At 69.0% G+C, this 20158-nt stretch carries 22 protein-coding genes; 8 read left to right on the plus strand and 14 right to left on the minus strand.

Annotation, left to right across the window (positions count from 1 at the left end; all coding sequences use genetic code 11):
* Positions 1-134 precede the first annotated feature (134 nt).
* From rpsF to ACLBKU_RS10470, 5 genes are all read left to right on the plus strand, one after another.
* Entirely contained in the window at positions 135-500 is a 366-nt protein-coding gene (rpsF, locus tag ACLBKU_RS10450) for a 30S ribosomal protein S6 (RefSeq protein ID WP_104943415.1), read from the plus strand.
* The gene (rpsR, locus tag ACLBKU_RS10455) at positions 500-724 is read left to right on the plus strand and encodes a 30S ribosomal protein S18 (protein WP_017665523.1); all 225 of its coding nucleotides are present in this window, start codon (positions 500-502) and stop codon (positions 722-724) included. Before rpsF ends, rpsR begins: the two co-directional genes overlap by 1 nt.
* Positions 725-738: 14 nt before the next feature.
* On the plus strand, positions 739-1344 hold the full coding sequence (gene rplI / locus ACLBKU_RS10460) for a 50S ribosomal protein L9 (RefSeq protein WP_410179492.1): 606 nt from the start codon (positions 739-741) through the stop codon (positions 1342-1344).
* Positions 1345-1440: 96 nt separating this feature from the next.
* Positions 1441-2922 (plus strand): AMP nucleosidase, encoded by a 1482-nt coding sequence (locus ACLBKU_RS10465; protein WP_410179493.1) that lies wholly within the window; start codon positions 1441-1443, stop codon positions 2920-2922.
* Between the two features lie 28 nt (positions 2923-2950).
* The gene (locus ACLBKU_RS10470) at positions 2951-3709 is read left to right on the plus strand and encodes an SDR family NAD(P)-dependent oxidoreductase (protein ID WP_410179494.1); all 759 of its coding nucleotides are present in this window, start codon (positions 2951-2953) and stop codon (positions 3707-3709) included.
* Between the two features lie 6 nt (positions 3710-3715).
* Here ACLBKU_RS10470 and ACLBKU_RS10475 read toward each other — a convergent pair whose 3' ends face one another.
* The 7 genes from ACLBKU_RS10475 to ACLBKU_RS10505 form a co-directional block, all read right to left on the minus strand.
* Positions 3716-4582, minus strand: coding sequence for an SDR family NAD(P)-dependent oxidoreductase (locus tag ACLBKU_RS10475; protein ID WP_410179495.1), 867 nt, complete (start codon positions 4580-4582; stop codon positions 3716-3718).
* A gap of 79 nt (positions 4583-4661) precedes the next feature.
* Positions 4662-5252 carry a TetR/AcrR family transcriptional regulator gene (locus ACLBKU_RS10480; protein ID WP_410179496.1) on the minus strand — a complete coding sequence of 197 codons (591 nt, stop codon included), beginning with the start codon at positions 5250-5252 and terminating at the stop codon, positions 4662-4664.
* A gap of 38 nt (positions 5253-5290) precedes the next feature.
* On the minus strand, positions 5291-6196 hold the full coding sequence (gene rimK / locus ACLBKU_RS10485) for a 30S ribosomal protein S6--L-glutamate ligase (protein ID WP_410179497.1): 906 nt from the start codon (positions 6194-6196) through the stop codon (positions 5291-5293).
* A gap of 80 nt (positions 6197-6276) precedes the next feature.
* Complete coding sequence (locus ACLBKU_RS10490) at positions 6277-6711, minus strand: ATP-dependent zinc protease (RefSeq protein ID WP_410179666.1); 435 nt, start codon at positions 6709-6711, stop codon at positions 6277-6279.
* Positions 6712-6728: 17 nt separating this feature from the next.
* A complete protein-coding gene (locus tag ACLBKU_RS10495) occupies positions 6729-7742 on the minus strand; it encodes a YncE family protein (RefSeq protein WP_410179498.1) in 1014 nt (337 codons plus the stop codon).
* Positions 7742-9613, minus strand: a complete 1872-nt coding sequence (locus ACLBKU_RS10500; protein ID WP_410179499.1) for a M2 family metallopeptidase — start codon at positions 9611-9613, stop codon at positions 7742-7744. The genes ACLBKU_RS10495 and ACLBKU_RS10500 overlap by 1 nt, the downstream gene beginning before the upstream one ends.
* A 79-nt stretch (positions 9614-9692) precedes the next feature.
* On the minus strand, positions 9693-10454 hold the full coding sequence (locus ACLBKU_RS10505; RefSeq protein WP_410179500.1) for an alpha/beta fold hydrolase: 762 nt from the start codon (positions 10452-10454) through the stop codon (positions 9693-9695).
* 85 nt (positions 10455-10539) lie between these two features.
* Between ACLBKU_RS10505 and ACLBKU_RS10510 the strand changes: the two genes are divergently transcribed.
* The 3 genes from ACLBKU_RS10510 to ACLBKU_RS10520 are packed head-to-tail and all read left to right on the plus strand — an operon-like array spanning position 10540 to position 13670.
* Positions 10540-10983, plus strand: coding sequence for a MarR family winged helix-turn-helix transcriptional regulator (locus ACLBKU_RS10510; RefSeq protein WP_410179501.1), 444 nt, complete (start codon positions 10540-10542; stop codon positions 10981-10983).
* Positions 10976-12058 (plus strand): HlyD family secretion protein, encoded by a 1083-nt coding sequence (locus ACLBKU_RS10515; RefSeq protein WP_410179502.1) that lies wholly within the window; start codon positions 10976-10978, stop codon positions 12056-12058. The genes ACLBKU_RS10510 and ACLBKU_RS10515 overlap by 8 nt, the downstream gene beginning before the upstream one ends.
* A 1-nt stretch (position 12059) precedes the next feature.
* Entirely contained in the window at positions 12060-13670 is a 1611-nt protein-coding gene (locus ACLBKU_RS10520) for an MDR family MFS transporter (protein ID WP_410179503.1), read from the plus strand.
* A 6-nt stretch (positions 13671-13676) separates the two neighbouring features.
* Here ACLBKU_RS10520 and ACLBKU_RS10525 read toward each other — a convergent pair whose 3' ends face one another.
* The 7 genes from ACLBKU_RS10525 to ACLBKU_RS10555 all read right to left on the minus strand — a co-directional run bounded on the left by ACLBKU_RS10525 (position 13677) and on the right by ACLBKU_RS10555 (position 20141).
* A complete protein-coding gene (locus ACLBKU_RS10525; protein WP_410179504.1) occupies positions 13677-14243 on the minus strand; it encodes an aspartate-semialdehyde dehydrogenase in 567 nt (188 codons plus the stop codon).
* A gap of 5 nt (positions 14244-14248) precedes the next feature.
* Positions 14249-15274: an aspartate-semialdehyde dehydrogenase gene (locus ACLBKU_RS10530; protein ID WP_410179505.1), complete on the minus strand. Its 1026-nt coding sequence runs from the start codon at positions 15272-15274 to the stop codon at positions 14249-14251.
* 79 nt (positions 15275-15353) lie between these two features.
* The gene (locus ACLBKU_RS10535; RefSeq protein ID WP_410179506.1) at positions 15354-17594 is read right to left on the minus strand and encodes a DPP IV N-terminal domain-containing protein; all 2241 of its coding nucleotides are present in this window, start codon (positions 17592-17594) and stop codon (positions 15354-15356) included.
* Positions 17595-17736: 142 nt separating this feature from the next.
* On the minus strand, positions 17737-18105 hold the full coding sequence (gene rplS / locus ACLBKU_RS10540; protein ID WP_410179507.1) for a 50S ribosomal protein L19: 369 nt from the start codon (positions 18103-18105) through the stop codon (positions 17737-17739).
* On the minus strand, positions 18102-18845 hold the full coding sequence (trmD, locus tag ACLBKU_RS10545; protein ID WP_410179508.1) for a tRNA (guanosine(37)-N1)-methyltransferase TrmD: 744 nt from the start codon (positions 18843-18845) through the stop codon (positions 18102-18104). The genes rplS and trmD overlap by 4 nt, the downstream gene beginning before the upstream one ends.
* A complete protein-coding gene (locus ACLBKU_RS10550; RefSeq protein ID WP_410179509.1) occupies positions 18842-19171 on the minus strand; it encodes a hypothetical protein in 330 nt (109 codons plus the stop codon). The genes trmD and ACLBKU_RS10550 overlap by 4 nt, the downstream gene beginning before the upstream one ends.
* Positions 19164-20141: a carbon-nitrogen hydrolase family protein gene (locus tag ACLBKU_RS10555; RefSeq protein WP_410179510.1), complete on the minus strand. Its 978-nt coding sequence runs from the start codon at positions 20139-20141 to the stop codon at positions 19164-19166. Before ACLBKU_RS10555 ends, ACLBKU_RS10550 begins: the two co-directional genes overlap by 8 nt.
* Positions 20142-20158: the final 17 nt, after the last annotated feature.

The following is a 20158-nucleotide window of genomic DNA, read 5'->3' on the forward strand; positions in this document are numbered from 1 at the left end:
CCCCGCGATGCTGTAAGGGGCCGCGCTTCGCTTGGGATGCGCCCTTGCGGATATGTGAAGAAAGCCGGAGGGGCCCCGAGCGCGGAACGCGCGAGGATCAGCCAGCGATCGGCATGGTAGTGAAAGGACGCAAGATGGCGCTCTACGAGCACGTCTTTCTTGCGCGTCAGGACCTGAGCCAGGCTCAGGTCGACGCGCTGGCGGCGCAAGCCACCGAAATCGTCGAGGCCGGCAACGGCAAGGTCACCAAGACCGAGACCTGGGGCCTCAAGTCGCTCGCCTACAAGATCGAGCGCAACCGCAAGGCGCACTTCGTGCTGCTCAACATCGACGCCCCCGGCTCGGTGGTCGCCGAGCTCGAGCGCCAGACCCGCATCAACGAAGACATCATCCGCTACATGACCATCCGCGTGGACGCCCACGAGGAAGGCCCCTCCGTGATGATGCGCAAGAACGAACGCGAGCGCAAGCGCCGCGAAACCCGTGAGGAGCGCGACTGATGGCCCGTCCGTTTTTCCGCCGCCGCAAGTCCTGCCCCTTCGCGGCCAAGGACGCCCCCAAGATCGACTACAAGGACGTGCGCCTGCTCCAGGGCTTCATGTCCGAGCGTGGCAAGATCGTGCCCTCGCGCATCACCGCCGTCTCGGCGAAGAAGCAGCGTGAGCTGGCCCAGGCGATCAAGCGCGCCCGCCAGATCGGCCTGCTGCCGTTCATCGTGAAGTAAGAGGAGAACGGGACATGGACATCATTCTCCTCGAGCGCATCGAGAAGCTCGGTTCGATCGGCGACGTCGTCTCCGTGAAGGACGGCTATGCGCGCAACTTCCTGCTGCCGCAGAAGAAGGCGCTGCGCGCCAACGACGCCAACCGCAAGGTCTTCGAGGCCAACCGCGAGCGGCTCGAGAAGGAAAACGCCGAGCGTCGCACCGCCGCCGAAGCCCAGGGCGAGAAGGTCGCGGGGGCCGAGGTCGTGCTGATCCGCGCCGCCTCGAACGCCGGCCAGCTCTACGGCTCGGTCAGCGTGCGCGACATCGTCGCCGGGCTCGCCGAACAGGGCCACGCGGTCGACAAGCGCATGGTCATCCTCGGCGCGCCGATCAAGACCATCGGCATGCATGACGTGACCATCGCCCTCCACCCGGAAGTGCGCGTCACGGTCAAGGCCAACGTCGCCCGCTCGGACGACGAGGCCAAGCTGCAGAGCGAAGGCGTCGACGTGCTCGCGCAGATGTTCGAGGACGAACAGCGCGAGATCGAGGAACAGGCCGAGGCGACCCGCATCGACACCAGCCTCGAGCCCGGCGAGATTCCGGCCGAGCTGCTCGAGGGCGGCGAGGACGCCTGATCCTTCGGCCTCACGGCCACATGAACACGCGGGAGGGCGCGGGGATCGGAACAGGTCCCCGCGCCCTTCTTGTAAACGGCCCTCGCGCGGGCCAAGGTGCCGCCACACAACGATAACAAGAAAGGAGCAGAGACAACTGCCATGATCGACATTTCCAGCATCCTCGCCGAGCTCCGGCAGCACTACGACGAGGCGGTGCGCACCCTGCGCGAGGACGTGATCGCCTTCGGGCGCGACGGCACGGTTCCTCCCCCGGCCCGCCGCGCCGACGGCTCCTATGCCTATCCGCAGATCACCCTGCGCTACAACGGCATCGGCACCCCGCGCGACCGCTCGCGCGCCTTCGGGCGGCTCGAGGGCCCAGGCACCTACGTCACCACCATCACCCGCCCGGATCTCTTCGCGCGCTACCTCACCGAACAGCTCGAACTGATCGCCGGCGCCTATGATGTCGACATCACCGTCAGCCGCTCGCGCCAGGAGATCCCCTTCCCCTACGTGCTCGACGGCGAGGCCGGGGCGGCGATGGTCGGGATCTCGCCGCAGGACATCGCCTGCCACTTCCCCTCGACCGACCTTGCGCTCATCGGCGACGAGCTCGCCGACGGGATCGACATCGACGGCACATCGGACATCCCGCTGTCGCTGTTCGACGGCCTTCGCACCGACTACTCGCTCGCCCGCCTCAAGCATTACACCGGGAGCGAGGTCAGCGACTTCCAGGACTACATCCTCTTCACCAACTACCACCGCTACGTCGACGAGTTCGTCAACTGGGGCGCGCAGCAGATCGGCAAGGACGGCTTCGTCGCGCTGACGGGCGCCGCCGGGCTCGACATCCGCGAGCCGACGCCGCACGCGCAGGGGCAATTGAACGACACCGCCTGGCGCCGCCACCAGATGCCCGCCTACCACCTGATCCGCGCGGACGGCTCGGGGATCACCCTCGTCAACATCGGCGTCGGCCCGTCGAACGCCAAGACGATCTGCGACCACCTCGCGGTGCTGCGCCCCCATGCCTGGCTGATGATCGGCCACTGCGGCGGCCTGCGCTCGACCCAGAAGATCGGCGACTTCGTGCTCGCCCACGCCTATCTGCGCGACGATCACGTGCTCGATCCTGTCCTCCCCCCGGAGGTGCCGATCCCGCCCATCGCCGAGGTCCAGCAGGCGATGGCCGCCGCGGCGGAGGAGGTCGCGGGCGTGCAGGGCGCGAACCTCAAGCAGCGGATGCGGACCGGCACGGTCGTCACCACCGACGACCGCAACTGGGAGCTGCGCTACTCCTCGAGCGCCAAGCGCTTTTCGCAGAGCCGCGCCATCGCGATCGACATGGAGAGCGCGACCATCGCGACGCAGGGCTACCGCTTCCGGGTGCCCTACGGCACGCTGCTGTGCGTCTCGGACAAGCCGCTCCACGGCGAGATCAAGCTGCCGGGGCAGGCCAACAAGTTCTACGAGGAAGCGATTGCCGCGCACCTCCAGATCGGCCTCGTCGCCTGCGCGATGCTGCGGGACGAGGGCGACCGGCTGCACTCGCGGAAACTGCGCGCCTTCAACGAGCCGCCGTTCAGATGAACGGCGGTGGCAACGAGCCGCCGTTCCGGTGAGCCTCTCGCGCTCCATCGCAGGCCGGGTTGCGATCGTCACCGGGGCGGCGAGCGGCATGGGCCGGGCGACCGCGCACCTGTTCGCGGCAGAAGGCGCGGCAGTGGCGGTCACCGACCTCGACCTCGCGGCTTGCGAGGCGGTGGCGGCGGAATGCGGGAATGGGGCGCGGGCTTATGCGCTCGACGTCTCGGACGGCGACGCCGTCGCCCGCACCGTCGCGCGGATCGCGGCGGACTTCGGGCGGATCGACATGCTCGTGAACAACGCCGGGGTCTCGAGCTTCTGCGGCCTCGACGATCCCGCCTACGAGGAGGTCTGGCACCGCGCGCTCGGCGTGATGCTCACATCCCACCAGCGCGTGGTGCGCGCCGCCCTGCCCTTCCTGCGGCGGAGCGACGCCGCGCGGATCGTCAACATCGCCTCCACCGAGGGGCTCGGCGCGACCCCCGGCGACACGCCTTACGTGGCGGCCAAGACCGGGGTGATCGGCCTGACGCGCGGCCTCGCGGTCGATCTCGGGCCGGAGGGGATCACGGTCAACTGCATCTGCCCCGGCCCGATCCGCACCGCGATGACCGACGCCGTCGCCGAGGAGCACAAGACGCTCTTCGCCAAGCGCCGCACCGCGCTCCGTCGCTACGGCGAGCCCGAGGAGGTCGCGCACATCACGCTCTCGCTGGTGCTCCCCGCGGCAAGCTACATCACCGGCGCGGCGATCCCGGTCGACGGCGGGCTGACGGCGCGCAACGCCTGAACCGCCTCACGCGAGACCCAGCAGCGCGAGGCTGTCCTCCCACAGCTTCGCTGCCGCGGCATCGTCGCGCGCCAGCGTGGAGGGCTCGATGGCGACGAGATTCGGCTTGCGCACCGACCAGTAGGTGCCGCGCTCTTCGGCATAGACGGGCGCGGTCGCGAGGTCGGCGAGGAACCCTCCGGAGAGCGGCACCGTGCTCGACCGGTCGCGCGCCATGGTGCGCGGCAGGATGATGCTGACCAGCGCCGCGATGATCGGGTGGTTCGCGCGGCCGAGGCCGGTCCAGGGCACGTAGCCGGGATCGAAGGCCATCACCGACAGGTCCGGCCGCAGCCGGGCGAGATGCCGGGCGATCATGATGCAAGCGAGCTTCGAGGAGGAATAGGCCCGGAACGCCTGCTTGCGGGGGGCTCGGGGGAGGGTCGGGTCGGTGTCGGGGTAGGCCAGGCGCCGCGCGTCGGCATGGTCGGGCGGGGTGACGGGGGTCTTCTCCGCCGGATCGTGGGTCCCGCTCCCGGTGAGGACCACCCGCGTGCCCGGCGCGAGGTCGCCGAGCAGGCGGTGGAGCAGGCGCACATGGGCGAGGTGGTTGACGAAGAAGGTCTTCTCGATCCCGTTCGCCATCCGCTCGGGCGCGGCGAGCTGGAGCCCGGCGTTGAGCACCAGCGCATCGACCGGAGCGCCTCGCCTGACGGCTTCGGCGAAGGCGTCGATCGAGGCGAGGTCTTCCAGATCGAGCCGCACGAAGCGCGTCGTCGCGTTGTCCGCGCCGCGCCCGCGCGCGCCGATCGTGAGGCTGTGCCCCGCCGCGGCCATGCGCCGCGCCGCCTCCTGTCCGAAGCCCGAGGTTCCGCCGGTCATCACGATGTGCATGGCCTTGCCCTTTTCTGTTTGGTCAACCAACCAAATAATCGGATCGCGCGGGTTCGCAAGGGGTCCGGCAGCAAAAAAGCTAGGCGAGGGAGCTGCGCACCAGTCCGGCGAAGCGCGCGAGGGCGGCTTCCATCGGGAAGCCCGGGCGCGAGAGCCACGAGAGCATCAGGCCCTCGAAGGCGGCCTTGATCATCCGCGCGGCGACGCGGTCCTCCTCGCCCGGCTCGGCGCGGCCGGCGTGGCGGGCGAGCACGCGCCCGAGCCGCTCGGCGATCGCCGCGTCGCCCCCGGCAAGCCGCGCCGCGAGCGCGGGCTCGTTGATCGCCCGCACCGCGAGCGCGAAGCGCAGCGCGAAGAGCGGTCGGTGGTCGTGGAGCGCCGCGTGGGCGAAGGCGGTGTAGGCGTCGAACAGCCGCTCGGGCGGGTTGTCCGCGATCAGCGCGTCGAGCGCGGCGACATATTCCTCCCCCGCCCGCTCGACCGCGGCGAAGAGCAGCTCGTCTTTGCTCGCGAAGTGGTAGTGGAGCAGCCCCGCGGTCACCCCGGCCTCCTGCGCGATCGCCTTGACGTTGGCCTCGCCGAGCCCGGCGCGCGCGACCACCGCCAGCGCCGCGTCGATGAGGCGGGTGCGGGTGTCGGCGGAGCGCGGCGTGGAAGCGGAGGCGGCCATCCCCCGGCCTTTAGCGCACCCCCGCCCGCTTGGCCATGTCAGCCGCGTCCCTTGGTCTTGGTCGACCCGCCCTTCGCCGTGGCCGCGATGAAGTCGATGATCTGCCCGGCGATGTCCTTGCCGGTCGCGCTCTCGATTCCCTCGAGCCCGGGGGAGGAGTTGACCTCCATGATGACCGGGCCGTGATTGGAGCGCAGCAGGTCGACCCCGCACACGTTCAGCCCCATGCGCTTCGCCGCCCGCACCGCGGTCGAGCGTTCCTCGGGGGTGATCTTGATGACCTCGGCGCTGCCGCCGCGGTGGAGGTTCGAGCGGAACTCGTCCGGCGCGCCCGAGCGCTTCATCGCCGCGACTGCCTTGCCGCCGATCACCAGCACCCGGATGTCCTCGCCGCCCGCCTCCTTGATGAACTCCTGCACGAGGATGTTGACGTTGGCGCCGCGGAACGCCTCGATCACCGACTTGGCGCTCGACATGGTCTCGGCGAGCACCACGCCGATCCCCTGCGTCCCCTCGAGCAGCTTGATGACCACCGGCGGGCCCTTGACCGCGCGGATGATCTCCTCGGCCTGCTTGGGGTCGTTGGCATAGGCGGTGAGCGGCAGGCCGAGGCCATGTTTCGCGAGGATCTGGAGCGAGCGCAGCTTGTCGCGGCTGCGCCCGATCGCGACGCTCTCGTTCAGCGACCAGATCCCGCTCATCTCGAACTGGCGGAGGATCGCGAGGCCGTAATTGGTGATCGAGGCGCCGATGCGCGGGATCACCGCGTCATAGGCGGCAATCGGCGCGCCGTTGTAGAACACCTGCGGCCGGTGGCTCGCGATGTGGACGGTGCAGCGCAGCGTGTTGAGGATGTCGAGCGTGTGCCCCCGTGCTTCGGCGGCCTCCTTCAGCCTCCGGTGCGAATAGAGGTTGGCGTTGCGCGCCAGCATCGCGATTTTCATTGAGACCCTTTCAAGACCGGCCCGGACCCTTGTTTGGCGCGCTTTCCGAACCGCCGGGATGACCCCGGCTGGAAAGCGCACTACCGGCGGACGCGCCCCTTATGCGCTATCGCAGGTGATTGCAGCCAGGAATGGCCGCTATCCACCACCATCCGCCGCCGGAGCGCGGTGCGCCCGATCAGCATCGGGAACTGCATCTGGGATCGGTCCGCCAGGCTGATTTCCGCCCGGAAGGTAAGGCTACCGATCCTTAGCGGCGTCTTTATGACAAAGCGCGTCTGCGCCTCGCCGTTCGAGGAGGTGATGCCGCGCACGTCGACGTGCACCGCCTCGCAGAAATGCCGCTCCCCGTCCCAGTCGACCGCGAAGCGCACGAAGCGCTCCCCGTCCCTCAGGAAGTCCTCGACCACCCGCGCATGGAGCGAGGAGGTGCGCGCGCCGGTGTCGATCTTGGCGGGGATGCCGAAAAGGCCGAGGTCGGGCAGGCTGACGAGCTCGCGCCAGCCGACCAGCATCGGTTCGCGCGGCGCCCTCAAGGCAGGATCGCCATCCCGTCCCCGCCCTCGCCGGCCCTGAGGCGGCGGGTCACGGTGCCGCGCGCATAATCGACCTCGGCGACGGTGTCGCTGCCGGTCTCGGCGACGTAGATGCGCGCCCCGTCCTTCGACCACAGGATCGTCACCTGCTGGCGCGCGGCGGCCTCGGCGGGGCCGGAGACGGGGATGGTGCGGACCAGCTTCGCGGTGGCCGTGTCGATCACGCCGAGGCTCCCGTCCTGGAGCTCCGAGGTCACCGCGACATCGCCCTGCGGACGCACCGCGATGCGCAGGGGGAAGCGTCCGGTCGCGACCTCCTCGCGGATCGCGAGGGTCATGGGATCGAGCGCGAAGGCCCGGTTCGAGCCGCGCGCGGAGACCCACAGGGTCTGGCCGTCGGGGCTGAGCGCAATCCCCTCGGGCTCGGTCCCGACCGCGGCGGAGCGCAGCGCGCGCGCGTCCCCGACCTCGATCAGCGTGACCGTGCCCGAGCCCATGTCCATCGTCCAGGCGAAGGCCCCGTCGGGGCTGACCGCAAGCATGTGCGAGCCGACCTTGCCGGTCGGGATCTCGGTGAGGTCGGGCTCCCCGCCGAGGGGATAGTCGATCGCGAAGATCGCCCCGCGCCCTTCCGCGGTGACGAAGATCGTGTCGCGCCCCGTGCCCTCGTCCTGCTGCCAGACGATCCCGTGCGGCCGCGCGTTCGCGCCTAGGTCGATGCTCGCGACCTTCTCGAGCGTGTCGACGGCAAAGATGTCGACGCTCGTCCCCCCGTAGCAGGCGAGCGCGACGTGATTGCCGTCGGGCGCGGCGGCGAGCTCGTGCGGGTTGGTGCAGCTCGGCACCCGCAGCCGCTCCTCGCCGGTGGCGAGGTCGATCTTCGACAAGGTGTTGCCGCGCTTGCCCGCGACGAACAGCACCCCCGCCGGAGTTTCAGCCACGGCAGGCGCCCCGGCGGCCAAGACCGCCAGCGCGCCCAGCCCCACAAGGATGCGCCCCCCGCTCGGCATCACCAGCCCGCCTTCTCGCCCTTGTTCTGCTCGTCGAGCCACTTCTTCAAGGGCGCGAAATATTCGAGCATCGGCTTGGCACTCATCTCGCGGGTGCCGGTGAAGGCCTCGAGCGCATCGGGCCACGGCTTGGACGCACCCATCTCGAGCATCTTGCCGAGCTTCGCGCCCACCTCCTTGTTGCCGTAGAACGAGCAGCGGTGGAGCGGCCCCTTCCACCCGGCCTGGTCGCAGGCGGCCTTGTAGAACTGGAACTGGAGGATCCGCGCGAGGAAGTAGCGCGCATAGGGCGTGTTGCCCGGGATGTGGTACTTGCCGCCCGGATCGAAGGCGGTCGCCGGACGCTCGGCGGGCGGGACGATGCCCTGGTAGTCGCGCTTCAGTCCCACCCATGCCGTGTTGTAATCGGCGGGCTTGATCGAGCCGTCGAACACCCCCCAGCGCCACTTGTCGACGAGCAGGCCGAAGGGCAGGAAGGCGACCTTGTCCATCGCCTGGCGCAGCAGCAGCCCGGTGTCCTTGTCGGCGCTGGGCACCTTGTCGCGACCCAGCAGCCCGATCTGGACGAGGTATTCGGGCGTGATCGACAATGCGATGAAATCGCCGATCGCCTCGTGGAAGCCGTCATTCGCGCCGTTGAGGTAGAGGAACGGCTGCTCCTTGTAGGCGCGCTGGTAGTAGTTGTGCCCCAACTCGTGGTGGATGGTGACGAAGTCGTCGGCATTCACCTTGATGCACATCTTGATGCGGATGTCGTCCTTGTTGTCGACATCCCATGCGCTGGCGTGGCAGACGACCTCGCGGTCAGCGGGCTTGGTGAACTGCGAGCGCTGCCAGAAAGTCTCGGGCAGCGGCTTGAAGCCCAACGAGGAGTAGAAGCCCTCGCCGTACTTGACCATGGCGATGGGGTCCTTGCCCTGCGCCGTCAGCAGCTCGCCGATGTCATAGCCGACGTCGCCGGCGCCCGCGGGGGCGACGAGCGGGTAGATATTGCCCCATTCCTGCGCCCACATGTTGCCGAGCAGGTCCGCACGGATCGGGCCGGTGCGCGGCTGGACGGCATCGCCGTACTTCTCGTTCAGCTTGCGGCGCACATAGGTGTGGAGCGCGATGTAGAGCGGCTTGGTCTCCTGCCACAGCCGCTCGGTCATGGCGGTGAATTCCTCGGGCTTCATGTCGTAGCCCGAGCGCCACATCGCGCCGACATCGGCGAAGCCGAGCTCCTCGGCGCCCTCGTTGGCGATGCCGACCAGCTTGGCGTAATCGTCCTTCATCGGCGCGCCGACATTGTCGTGCCAGCTGACCCACATCTCCTTGAGCTCGTCCGGCGTGCGGTCCGGATTGCCCATCTCGGCCTCGATGTCGCTGCCGTTGATCGGCTTGCCGCCAAGGGTCCCCTTGCCCTTGCCGTACTGGCTGTTGAGGCGGGTGGCGATCTCGTTCAATTCGGTCGCCGCGCCCGGCGTGGTGGGCGCGGGCAGGACGAGGCCGTTGCGCATGATGTCGAGCTTGCGCTTCAGTTCTGCCGAAAGGCCCGGGATCGCGGCATAGCGCGCCGAGAGCAGCGCGTAACGCACGCTCTTCTCGGTGCCGACCGCGTTGATCCGCGCGGCCATCGCATCGGTGTCCTCGGTGATGTAGGTGCTGTTGACCCAGTTCACCTGGGAGGCCTCGACCGTGTAGTCGTAGAAGTCCTTCTCCGCCGCCGCGACGAACTGCGCCGCGCCCTCGGGGGTGAGCGGATAGGGCAGGTCGGCGGCCGCCTGGCTGGCGGGAGCGGCGGTCTCGGCAGCGGCAGGCGCGGCGATGGCGATGGCGGGGGCGATGGCGAGCGCGGCAGCGGCGCCGTGCAGCAGGAAGGCGTTTTTCATGGATGCGGATTCCCGTCCGTCAGAGGAGCAATGGCGCGAGGTTTGAACGCTCGCGCGCGGGGAATCAACCCGGCCCCGCTCAACCCGCCAGGAAGGCCGCGATCGCCTCGCCGAGATCGGGTTTGGTGACGCTGTTCATGTGGGTGCCTGGCACTTCGATATAGTGCGCATCGGGGAGCAGCGCGGCGAGCTCCTCGGCCGAGCCGTTGTCGTGGTCCTCGGCGCCGCAGATCACCGCGGTCGGCATGGTGATGTTGGCGAGCATCGCGAGGTCGAAATCGTCCATCGCACCCAGCAGCAGCCGCGCCGCCACCCGGTCGACGCCTTGCGACTTCAGGAAGGTGCGCGCGGTGTAGGCGGGGTCGCCGGGACGGATCGTGTCGAACTCGTCGATCACCCGCTTGAAGTGGTCCGCGCGGCGCGCCCAGTGGGCGAGCCCCGCAACCCCCATCCCGCAGATCGCGAGGCGCCGCGGCTCGAGCACGCCATGCGCGACCGCATGGATGGCGGTCCGCGCGCCCAGCGAGAAGCCGACGAGGTCGAACTCCCCCGGCGCAAGGTCGAGGTGCGCGGCGAGCGCCGCGACATCGCGGACCAGCACGCGCGGCGGATAGGCTTCGGGATCGCGCGGCGCGGCGCTTTGCCCGTGCACCCGGAAGTCGAGCATGATCGCCCGGAAGCCCGCCGCCGCGAGCCGCTCGCCGTGGCCCCACTTGATCCAGTTCATCTCGGCCGAGGAGAACAGCCCGTGGAGCAGGATCACCGGCGTTCCCTCACCTGCGACATGGAAGGCGAGGTCGGTGCCGTCGAAGCTGGCAAAATGGTCGGTGTGGTGCGTCATGCGGGCCTGCTAGCGCGGCTTGCGGCGCCCGGCCAGTGTCACCGCGCGCTTGAGAGTATTAAGCAGGCTTATTATATGGAGGCGTATGATTATCGCCACCGGATACCGACTCGCCGACAACTCGCGCCAGCTGCGCCGCCTCTTCGACGAGCGCGTGCGCGGGCTCGGCCTCACCGGCCAGCAGGCGCGGCTGCTGCTCTCGCTCGACCGTCACCCGAACGAGAACCAGGCCTTCTATGCCGAGCGGCTCGAGATCGAACCGATCACGCTGACCCGCATCGTCGACCGGCTCGAGGACGCAGGCTGGATCGAACGCCAGCCCGACCCCGCCGACCGGCGCGCGCGCATCCTCCATCTCACCGACAAGAGCCGCGGCATCGTCGAGCGGCTCAATGCCAGCGTCGAGGCTCTGTTCGAGGAAATGCTGGGGGGCTTCGACGCGGCCGAGCGCGCTCTCTTCGCGGAGCTGCTCGACCGGATCGCCGCCAACATTCTTGCCGCGCGCCAGCCGGAGGTGGTCCATGGCTGACGCCGATCCCCGCCGCAGCGCCGATCCGGGTACCGCCACACCGCTTGCCTCGCCCGAGGCCGAGGCGGCCGTCACCCGCCGCCCATGGCTCCGCTGGGGGCTGATGCTGGTCGTCCCGCTGGCGCTGGCGCTCGCCGCCCTCCTCTACTGGCAGAGCCTCGCGGGCAAGGTCTCGACCGACAATGCCTATCTCAAGCAGGACATGGTCTCGGTCAGCGCCGAGGTCGGCGGGCCGATCGTCGAGGTGCTGGTCAAGGACGGCACCGAGGTGCAGGCGGGCCAGCTCTTGTTCCGCATCGATCCCGAGCCTTTCCGCCTCCAGATCGGCGAGGCCAATGCCGCGATCGCCAGCGCGCAGGCCAACGTCATCGCTCTCAGGAACGCGCCCGAACTGACCGGCACCGACATCGAGGCCGCCCGCAGCGACGTCGCCTTCGCCGAGGCGCGCTTCGAGCGGGTGCGGGCGCTGCGCGAGAAGGGCTTCTCGACGAAGGCCGACTACGAGGCCGCCGAGCAGCAGGTCGTGCAGGCCCGCGAGGCGGTGCGCCAGGCCGAGGACCGCCAGCGCGAGGCGCGCGCGCGGCTCGCCACCGGTCCCGCGGTGCCCGGCGTCAACCCGCAGGTCGCCGCCGCCGAGGCGCGCCGCGCCACCGCCCAGCTCTCGCTGCGCCGCACCGAGGTGCGCGCCCCCGCAGCCGGGCGCATCGCCCAGGCCGACCGCCTCCAGGTCGGCCAGCAGGCCGTGCCCAACCTGCCGGTGCTCACGCTGGTCCGCGAGAACTCGACCTATGTCGAGGCGAACTTCAAGGAGACCGACCTTGCCGACATGGCGGTCGGCCAGCGCGCCGAAATCCGCTTCGATGCCTATCCCGACCTCGTCCTGAAGGGCCGGGTCGCCTCGATCGGCGCGGGCACCGGCGCGGAGTTCTCGGTGCTCCCGGCGCAGAACGCGACCGGCAACTGGGTCAAGGTCACCCAGCGCGTGCCGGTGCGGATCGCGATCCTCGGCCAGAGCCCGCGGCGCCTGATCGCAGGGCTCTCGAGCGAGGTCACCGTCTTCACCGGCAAGCGCTGACATGGCGAGCACGCCCGCACCCGCCCCGGCTGCCGCGCCGCCCGCCGCCGGGGCGGGTGCGGGAGCCGGAGCCGGAGCGCCGCCGGGCGACGTGCCGCAGCTCGCCTCGCGCAACTACCCGCTGATGATCGTCGGCGCGATGGCCGCCTCGCTGCTCCAGATCCTCGACACCACCATCGCGAATGTCGCCCTGCCGCATATGCAGTCCTCGCTCGGCGCGACGGTCGACACGATCACCTGGGTCCTGACCAGCTACATCATCGCCTCGGCGGTCGCGCTGCCGCTTACCGGCTGGCTCTCCGACCGGATCGGCGGGCGCCGCCTGTTCATCGGCTCGGTGGCGGGCTTCATCCTCGCCTCGATGATGTGCGGCCTCGCGCAGAACCTCGAGGAAATGGTCGCCTTCCGCGCCCTTCAGGGCGTCGCGGGCGCCTTCATCGCGCCCTTGAGCCAGTCCTTCATGCTCGACGCCACCCGCCCCAGCCGCCACCCGCAGGTCATGGCGATCTGGGGCATGGGGATCATGATCGGCCCGATTCTCGGTCCGATCCTCGGCGGCTGGCTGACCGAGACCGCGAACTGGCGCTGGGTGTTCTACGTGAACCTGCCCGTCGGGATCGCCGCGCTGGTGCTGCTTGTCACCTGCCTGCCGCACCGCCCCTTGCGTCGGCGGAGCTTCGACCTCCTCGGCTTCACGCTGCTGGCGCTCGCGCTCGCCGCCTTCCAGCTGCTGCTCGACCGCGGCGCGCAGGAGGACTGGCTCGCCTCGGCCGAGATCTGGATCTACCTCCTCGTCACCCTTTCCGCGACCTGGATGGTGGTGGTCCACTTCGCCACCGCCCGCGAGCCGATGTTCGAGCGCGCGCTCTTCGCCGACCGCAACTTCACGATCTCGCTCACCTTCATGGTGGTGATCGGGATCGTTATGTTCGCGGTGATGTCGCTGCTGCCGCCGATGCTCCAGAACCTGTTCGGCTACGGGGTGATCGACACCGGCATGGTGCTGATGCCGCGCGGGGTGGGCATTCTGGTGTCGATGCAGCTCTCGGGCCTGCTGATCCGGCGCGGCGTCGACGCGCGCCCGGTGGTGGCGAGCGGCTTCGTGATCTGCGCCGCCTCGCTGTGGCAAATGGCGCACTGGTCGCTTGCGGTCGACGAGTTCCACGTGATCGTCAGCGGCCTGTTGCAGGGCCTCGGCATGGGGCTCGTCTTCATCCCGCTCCAGGTGAGCGCCTTCGCGACGCTGAACCCGCGGCTGCGCACCGACGGGTCGAGCCTCCTCAACCTGTTCCGCTCGCTGGGCGCTTCGGCGGGCATTTCGCTGATGACCGTGCTGCTCGCCCGCAACATCCAGACCGCGCACGCCGACCTCGGCGCCAACGTGACGGCGGCGACGGGGAGCATCGTCGACTTCTCGACCGTCGACCGCTTCCAGATCGTCGGCGACGCGGCGATGGTGGCGCTCAATGCCGAGGTCACGCGCCAGGCGGCGATGATCGCCTATATCGACGACTTCTGGCTGATGATGTGGATCACGCTGGCCGCCGCGCCCTTCGCCTTCCTGATGCGCAAGAACAAGGGGCCGGCCGGGCCTGTCACCCTGTCGGAGTAGCCTGCCTCAGCGGAAGAAGCACTGGGTGCCGGCGTAGAGCATCTCCACCACGTCGCCCTCGACGAAGCCGCCGATCGCCTTGCCGAGCGCGAATTCCTCGCCGAGCGTGCTGTCCTCGACCGTGGCGAAGCCCGGCGCGGCCTCGACGACGCTGCGGGCGCTGCCGAGCTGGACGCTGCCGGCGAGCTTCACCGTCCCGCTCGCCGCGGCGTCGCCGTCCTGCGGGGCGTGCCAGTTCCAGCCGACGAGGCGGCCCTGCTGGAAATGCGCGGTGAGCCCACCCCCATAGTCGGTGAAGGTGATCGGCCCCGCGCCGCACTCGGCATTCTCGCCGCTGCGCAGCATCGGCCCGAGCGCCCGCGCGAGCGCCGCCTCGACCTCGGTCTGCCCGGCGGCGAAGTAGAAGGCCTCGCTCCCCGCGACGAGCCCCTCCCCGCGCAGCTCGACCGCGTTCGCGGCGAGCGGTGCCTGCGCGGCCTTGCCCTCGAGCTTCTCGGCCGGACTCGGCACCCCGCCGCTGTCGCAGCCGGCGAGGACCAGCGCGGGGGCGAGCGCGAGCAGAACGAGCCGCAAGCGCCTCAGCCCTTCTTGAGGTGGCGGCGGCCGAGCAGTTCGGCGATCTGCACCGCGTTCAATGCCGCGCCCTTGCGCAGGTTGTCCGAGACCACCCACATGGTGAGGCCGTTCTCGACCGTCGGATCCTCGCGCACGCGGCTGACGAAGGTCGCCGCATCGCCGACGCATTCGATCGGGGTGACGTATCCACCGTCCTCGCGCTTGTCGATCAGCATGACGCCCGGCGCCTCGCGCAGGATGTCCATCGCTTGGCTCGCGCTGATCTCGTCCTCGAACTCGATGTTGACCGCCTCGGAGTGGCCGACGAACACCGGCACACGCACGCAGGTCGCGGTGAGCTTGATCTTGGGGTCGAGGATCTTCTTGGTTTCGACCACCATCTTCCACTCTTCCTTGGTCGAGCCGTCGTCGAGGAAGCTGTCGATGTGCGGGATGACGTTGAAGGCGATCTGCTTGGTGAACTTGGCGGGTTCCACCGGATCGCCGACGAAGATCGCGCGGCTCTGGGCGAAGAGCTCGTCCATCCCGGCCTTCCCCGCGCCCGAGGTCGACTGGTAGGTGGCGACCACCACCCGCTTGATCTTCGCAAAATCATGGAGCGGCTTCAGCGCCACCACGAGCTGCGCGGTCGAGCAGTTGGGGTTGGCGATGATGTTGCGCGCCGTGTAGCCGTCGATCGCGTCGGGGTTCACCTCGGGCACGACCAGCGGCACGTCGGGGTCCATGCGGTAAAGCGACGAGTTGTCGATCACGATGCACCCGGCCGCAGCGGCCTTGGGGGCATATTCCTTGGCAGGGCCCGAGCCTGCGGCGAAGAGGGCGATGTCCCAGCCGGCGAAGTCGAAATGCTCGATGTTCCTGCACTTGAGCATCCTGCCGGTGTCGCCGAACTCGACCTCGGTCCCGGTCGAGCGCGGCGAGGCGACCGCGGCGACCTCGTCGCACGGAAACTCGCGCTCGGCCAAGACCTGCATCATCTCGCGCCCGACATTGCCGGTCGCGCCGACCACTGCCACCCGGTAACCCACTTGGCATTCTCCTCAGTTTCGCAGCTGCGAAATAGCGACCCTTGCCCGCAGCGCAACCGCTAAGGCGCGGGTCGCAGACCTATTCGGGCGGCGTCACCCCATGGCTCTCGAGGAAGCGGAAGATGCTGTTCCAGACGTGCGGCCCGATCTTCGGCCCCGAGACGCGGTGCGTGTAGCCGGGGTAGAGCATCATCTCGAAGGGCACGTTGTTCTCCTGGAGCACCGAGATCAGCTCCGACGCGTTCTCGAAGATCACGTTGTCGTCGGCCATGCCGTGGATCAGCAGCAGCGGATCGGCGATCTTGGTCGCCTCGGGGATCGCGCTCGCCTTGTCGTATGCCTCCTGCACCTCGCGCGGATCGCCCATGTAACGCTCGGTGTAATGGGTGTCGTAGAGCTCCCACCGCGTCACCGGCGCGCCCGCGATGCCCGCCGCATAAAGCCCGGGGTCGGCTTCGAGCATCTTGAGCGTCATGTAGCCCCCGTAGGACCAGCCGTAGGTCGCGATCTTGCCGGGGTCGACGAAGTCGAGGCTCTTGAGGAACAGCGCCCCGGTCTTCTGGTCGCGCACCTCGACCCCGCCCATCGCGCGGTAGATCGGCTGCTCGAAATCGACGCCGCGGTTGGCCGAGCCGCGGTTGTCGAGCACGAAATAGATATAGCCCCGGTCGACCACCGCCTGCGCGAGCGCCCCGCCCCAGCCCTTGGTGACCATCTGCGGCCCTGGCCCGCCATAGTGGCTGAAGAACACCGGGTAGCGCTTGCCCGGCTTCATCTTCGGCTTGAGCATCATCCAGTGGAGCGGCGTCCCGTCCTCGGCGGCGATGGTGCCGAACTCGGGCACGGCGTGCCCGGCGAGGAAGGGCGCGTAGGCGTGTTCGCCCTCGACCCGGTTCTCCTCGATCCATGCGACGCGCTTGCCGTCGGGCGTGGCGAGGTAGGACTGCGGCGGCTGGTTGGGGTTCGAGCGGCTGACGTAGAGCAGCCGGCCGCTGGCGTCCATCGAGGCGGCGTTGGTGAAGGCGGGATCGGTGAGCAGCTCGGGCTCCCCCGTGCCGTCGAGCCGCGCGCGGTAGATCTGCTGGGTGAGAACGTCCGTGGTCGCCTGATAGGTGAAGGTGCCTGCCGCCTCGTCGACGCCGACGAGCGTCGTCGTGGGCAAGGTGCCGCGGGTAAGCTGCGTCCACTGCCCGTTCGCAAAGCGGTAGAAATGTCCGAAGCCGTCGCGCTCCGACCACCAAAGCAGGCTGCCGTCCCCGAGGAAGCGGTAGTTGTCGGAAAGGTTGATCCAGTAGTCGGGCCGCGCGGCGGTCTCGGTGAAGAGGATGCGCGCGGCGCCGGTCGCGGGATCGACCGCCAGCATGTCGATCTTCGTCTGCGCACGGTCCTGCCGCTGGACGTAGACCGCGCTGCCGTCGGGCGCCCAGTCGACGCGGGCGACGTAGATGTCGGCGTTGAGCCCGAGGTCGACCTTGACCTTGTTCGCGCCGTCAGGGGCGATCACGTAGAGGTCGACCACGGCATTGTCGGTGCCCGCCGCCGGATAGCGCTGGTCGAACACCTTGGTCCCCTTGGCGCCGATCGCGGCGCGGGTGACGACGCCGACGCTCGCCTCGTCGGTGCGCTGGACGACGATGCGCTTGTCGTCCGGGCTCCACCAATAGCCTTGCAGCCGCGCCATTTCCTCCTGCGCGACGAACTCCGCCTCGCCCCACCGGATCGTCTCGGCCTCGCCTTCGGGGGTGATAGGCTTCGCCTCCCCACCCACCGGGCCGACCCACAGCCGTCGGTCGCGCACGAAGGCAACATAGCCGCCCTTGCTCGAGAGGCCGGGGTTCAACTCGGTGCCCTCGGTATCGGTGAGGCGGGTCACCGTCCCGTCGAGCTTCGCGAGGAACAGGTCGCCGTCTAGCGGGACCAGCACCCCGCTGCCGTCGCTCGCCCACTGGTAGGAGATGATCCCCCTGAGGCTGCCGACGCGGGCGCGTTCGCGCTGCATCTTCTCGTCCTCGGAGAGCTCGCGCCCGGTGCCGAGCTTGGCCGAATCCACCAGCATCCGCCACTCGCCGGTCTCGATATCGTAGCCCCACAGGTCGTAGCGCTCGCGCTCCTCAGGGCGGTTGCGCAGCAGCGTGAGGTAGCGCCCGTCTGGCGAGAGCCTCACCTGCCGCGGCGCGGGCCCGTCGAGCGAGGGCGAGGCAAAGACGCGCTCGAAGGTCAGCGTCGGGGCAGCTTCAGGCACGGCGGTCGTCTCCGCCAGCACCGGTGTCATCAGACAGGTCGAGAGACCCAAGGCAACCGCAGCAAGAACCGAACGCATCCAAAGCTCACCTCGTCATTGCGAGCCGCCGCAAGGGCAGCGCACCGATGCTCCTCGCAATGACGCGGGGGCTTGGCAAGTGCCCCAAAGCAAAAGGGCGGCCCCGCGGGACCGCCCTTCGTGATTGGCTGGCTGCGAGGCCTTACGCCTTGGGCGCGTTGACCTTGCGCTCGACGATGCGCGCGCTCTTGCCGGTGCGGCCGCGCAGATAGTAGAGCTTCGCCCGGCGCACGACGCCGCGACGCACCACGGTGATGCTCTCGACGATCGGCGAATAGAGCGGGAAGACGCGCTCGACGCCCTCGCCGAAGCTCATCTTGCGCACGGTGAAGTTCGAACCCATGCCGCGGTTCGAGCGGGCGATCACCACGCCTTCGTAGTTCTGGACGCGCTCGCGGTTGCCTTCCTTGACCTTCACGCCGACGCGCACGGTGTCACCGGCGCGGAATTCGGGGATGTCCTTGGCGAGCTTCGCGATTTCTTCGGCTTCAATCTGCTGGATCAGGTTCACTGGTCCGGTTCCTTCGTTTCATGCTGCGCGCCAGAGGCAGGCTGGACCCGAGCGCCCTCGTGACGCTCCCACAAGTCCGGCCTGCGTGACCGAGTGTCTTCCTCGCTCCTGAGCTTGCGCCAGGCCGCGATCTTCGCATGATCCCCCGATCGCAGCACTTCGGGGATCGTGCGCCCTTCCCATTCCTGAGGTCGGGTGTAGTGCGGATATTCGAGGAGCCCCGTCTCGAAGCTTTCCTCGGTCCCGCTTGAAGGCGCGCCCATTACGCCGGGAAGCAGGCGAATGCAAGCGTCAAGGAGGGTGAGCGCGGCCATCTCGCCGCCCGAGAGCACGATATCGGCGAGGGAGACCTGCTCGATCTCGGGCCGCGCCTCGAACAGGCGCTCGTCGAAGCCCTCGAACCGCCCGCACAGGACGATGACGCCGGGGCCGGCCGCAAGCTCGCGGATGCGCTGTTGGGTAATGGGTTTGCCCCGAGGCGTCATGGCGAGGATCGCGCGTCCGGCCGCCGGAGCGCTATCGAGCGCCCGCGCCAGCACATCGCACTTGAGCACCATCCCCGCCCCGCCGCCCGCAGGCGTATCGTCGACCGTGCGGTGCTTGTCGGTGGCGAAGTCGCGGATCTGCACCGTCTCGCAGGACCACTTGCCCTCCACCAGTGCGCGCCCCGCGAGGGAGTGCCCGAGCGGCCCGGGGAACATTTCCGGGTAAAGCGTGAGGATGGTGGCGGCGAAGGTCATGGTTTGGCCCGTCGCGCCTTCCAGAGCCGCACCACGAACGCGACTGGCAAGGCGACTGCAAGATATGCAATCGGCACAATGGCACCGAAGAACACCAATGCGATGAAGTCAGCGCGGCCCGCGTCGAAGTCGCCTTCCTGCCACCCGTCGGGAATGGGGCGCGGCAAGAGAAGCACGCTTAAAGCTATGCCAAGGGACAGAAGCGGCACGATGGCGACACCCCACCACCAATTGGGGAGCTTGCGAGACGCTGTCAGGGTTCCGGCCAACAGAGACACGAAAGTCGCAAAGCTTGAGGCGATCATGATGTCGATCACCTCAGACATCGGCCTCTCCGCTCCAGCGCACCCCCTCCTTCGCCCGCGTATCGACCGTCAGCTCGAACACATCCGGCCTTGAATAATGCCCATCGGTATCGAGGTTCGCCAGCCCCTCGGCCACTTCGGCAAGATCGAGCTCGGCGAACAGCGTCTCCTCCCCCTCGCCCGCCTGCGCGATCACGCGGGTGTCGGGAGCGGCGATCAGGGAGCCGCCGCGGTTGAGGACGTCGCCGGGGATGGCTTCGAGCAACTCACGCGCCGCGCCATCTCCGCCCACCCGCTCCAGCCCATCGAGCAAGTCGGCCTTCATCTGCACCAGCCCCGCCGCCAGCACAAAGCAGCGGCCCTCCATCGCATAGTGCCGCGAGGCGATCTGGTGGCTTTCGCGCACCGTCGGCCAGGCGGCGATGTGCACATCCTCGCCGAGATTATGCATCGCCGCGCGGGCGAGCGGCATCCAGTGCTCCCAGCAGATCAGCGTGCCGAGGCGGCCCCACTCCGCCTCATGCACCCCTAGCGTCGAACCATCGCCGCGCGCCCAGATCAGGCGCTCGCCGTGGGTCGGCACCAGCTTGCGGTGGTCGAGCACCGGCAGGCCGGGGCGGAAGGTCAACTGGTTGTTGACGAGGCTGCGCCGCACCCGCTCGTGCGCGCCGATGGAGATGATCGCGCCGCTCGAATCGGCCAGTTCCTGCAAGGGCAAGAGCCGCGCGTCACCCGGCACCACCGCCTGTTCGAGCATGATCCGGTGCAGCGCCTTGCTGCCCGGATGATCCCACAGCGCCGCGCCCGGCGCCTCGTCGAGCCACAGGGGATAGCCGCCCAGAACGGTTTCTCCGAAAGCGACTACCCTCGCGCCACTCTCCACCGCCGCGCGGGCGAGCGCCACGGCCTTGTCGATCCCGGCCCCGACATCGAGCGGGATCGGCGCGGCCTGGCAGATGGCGACGATCAAAGAGCGGGTGGGTGCGGCCATTCCCGCCGCTTAGGCGC

Source organism: Erythrobacter sp. NE805, assembly GCF_046452355.1.
Taxonomy (GTDB): Bacteria; Pseudomonadota; Alphaproteobacteria; order Sphingomonadales; family Sphingomonadaceae; genus Erythrobacter.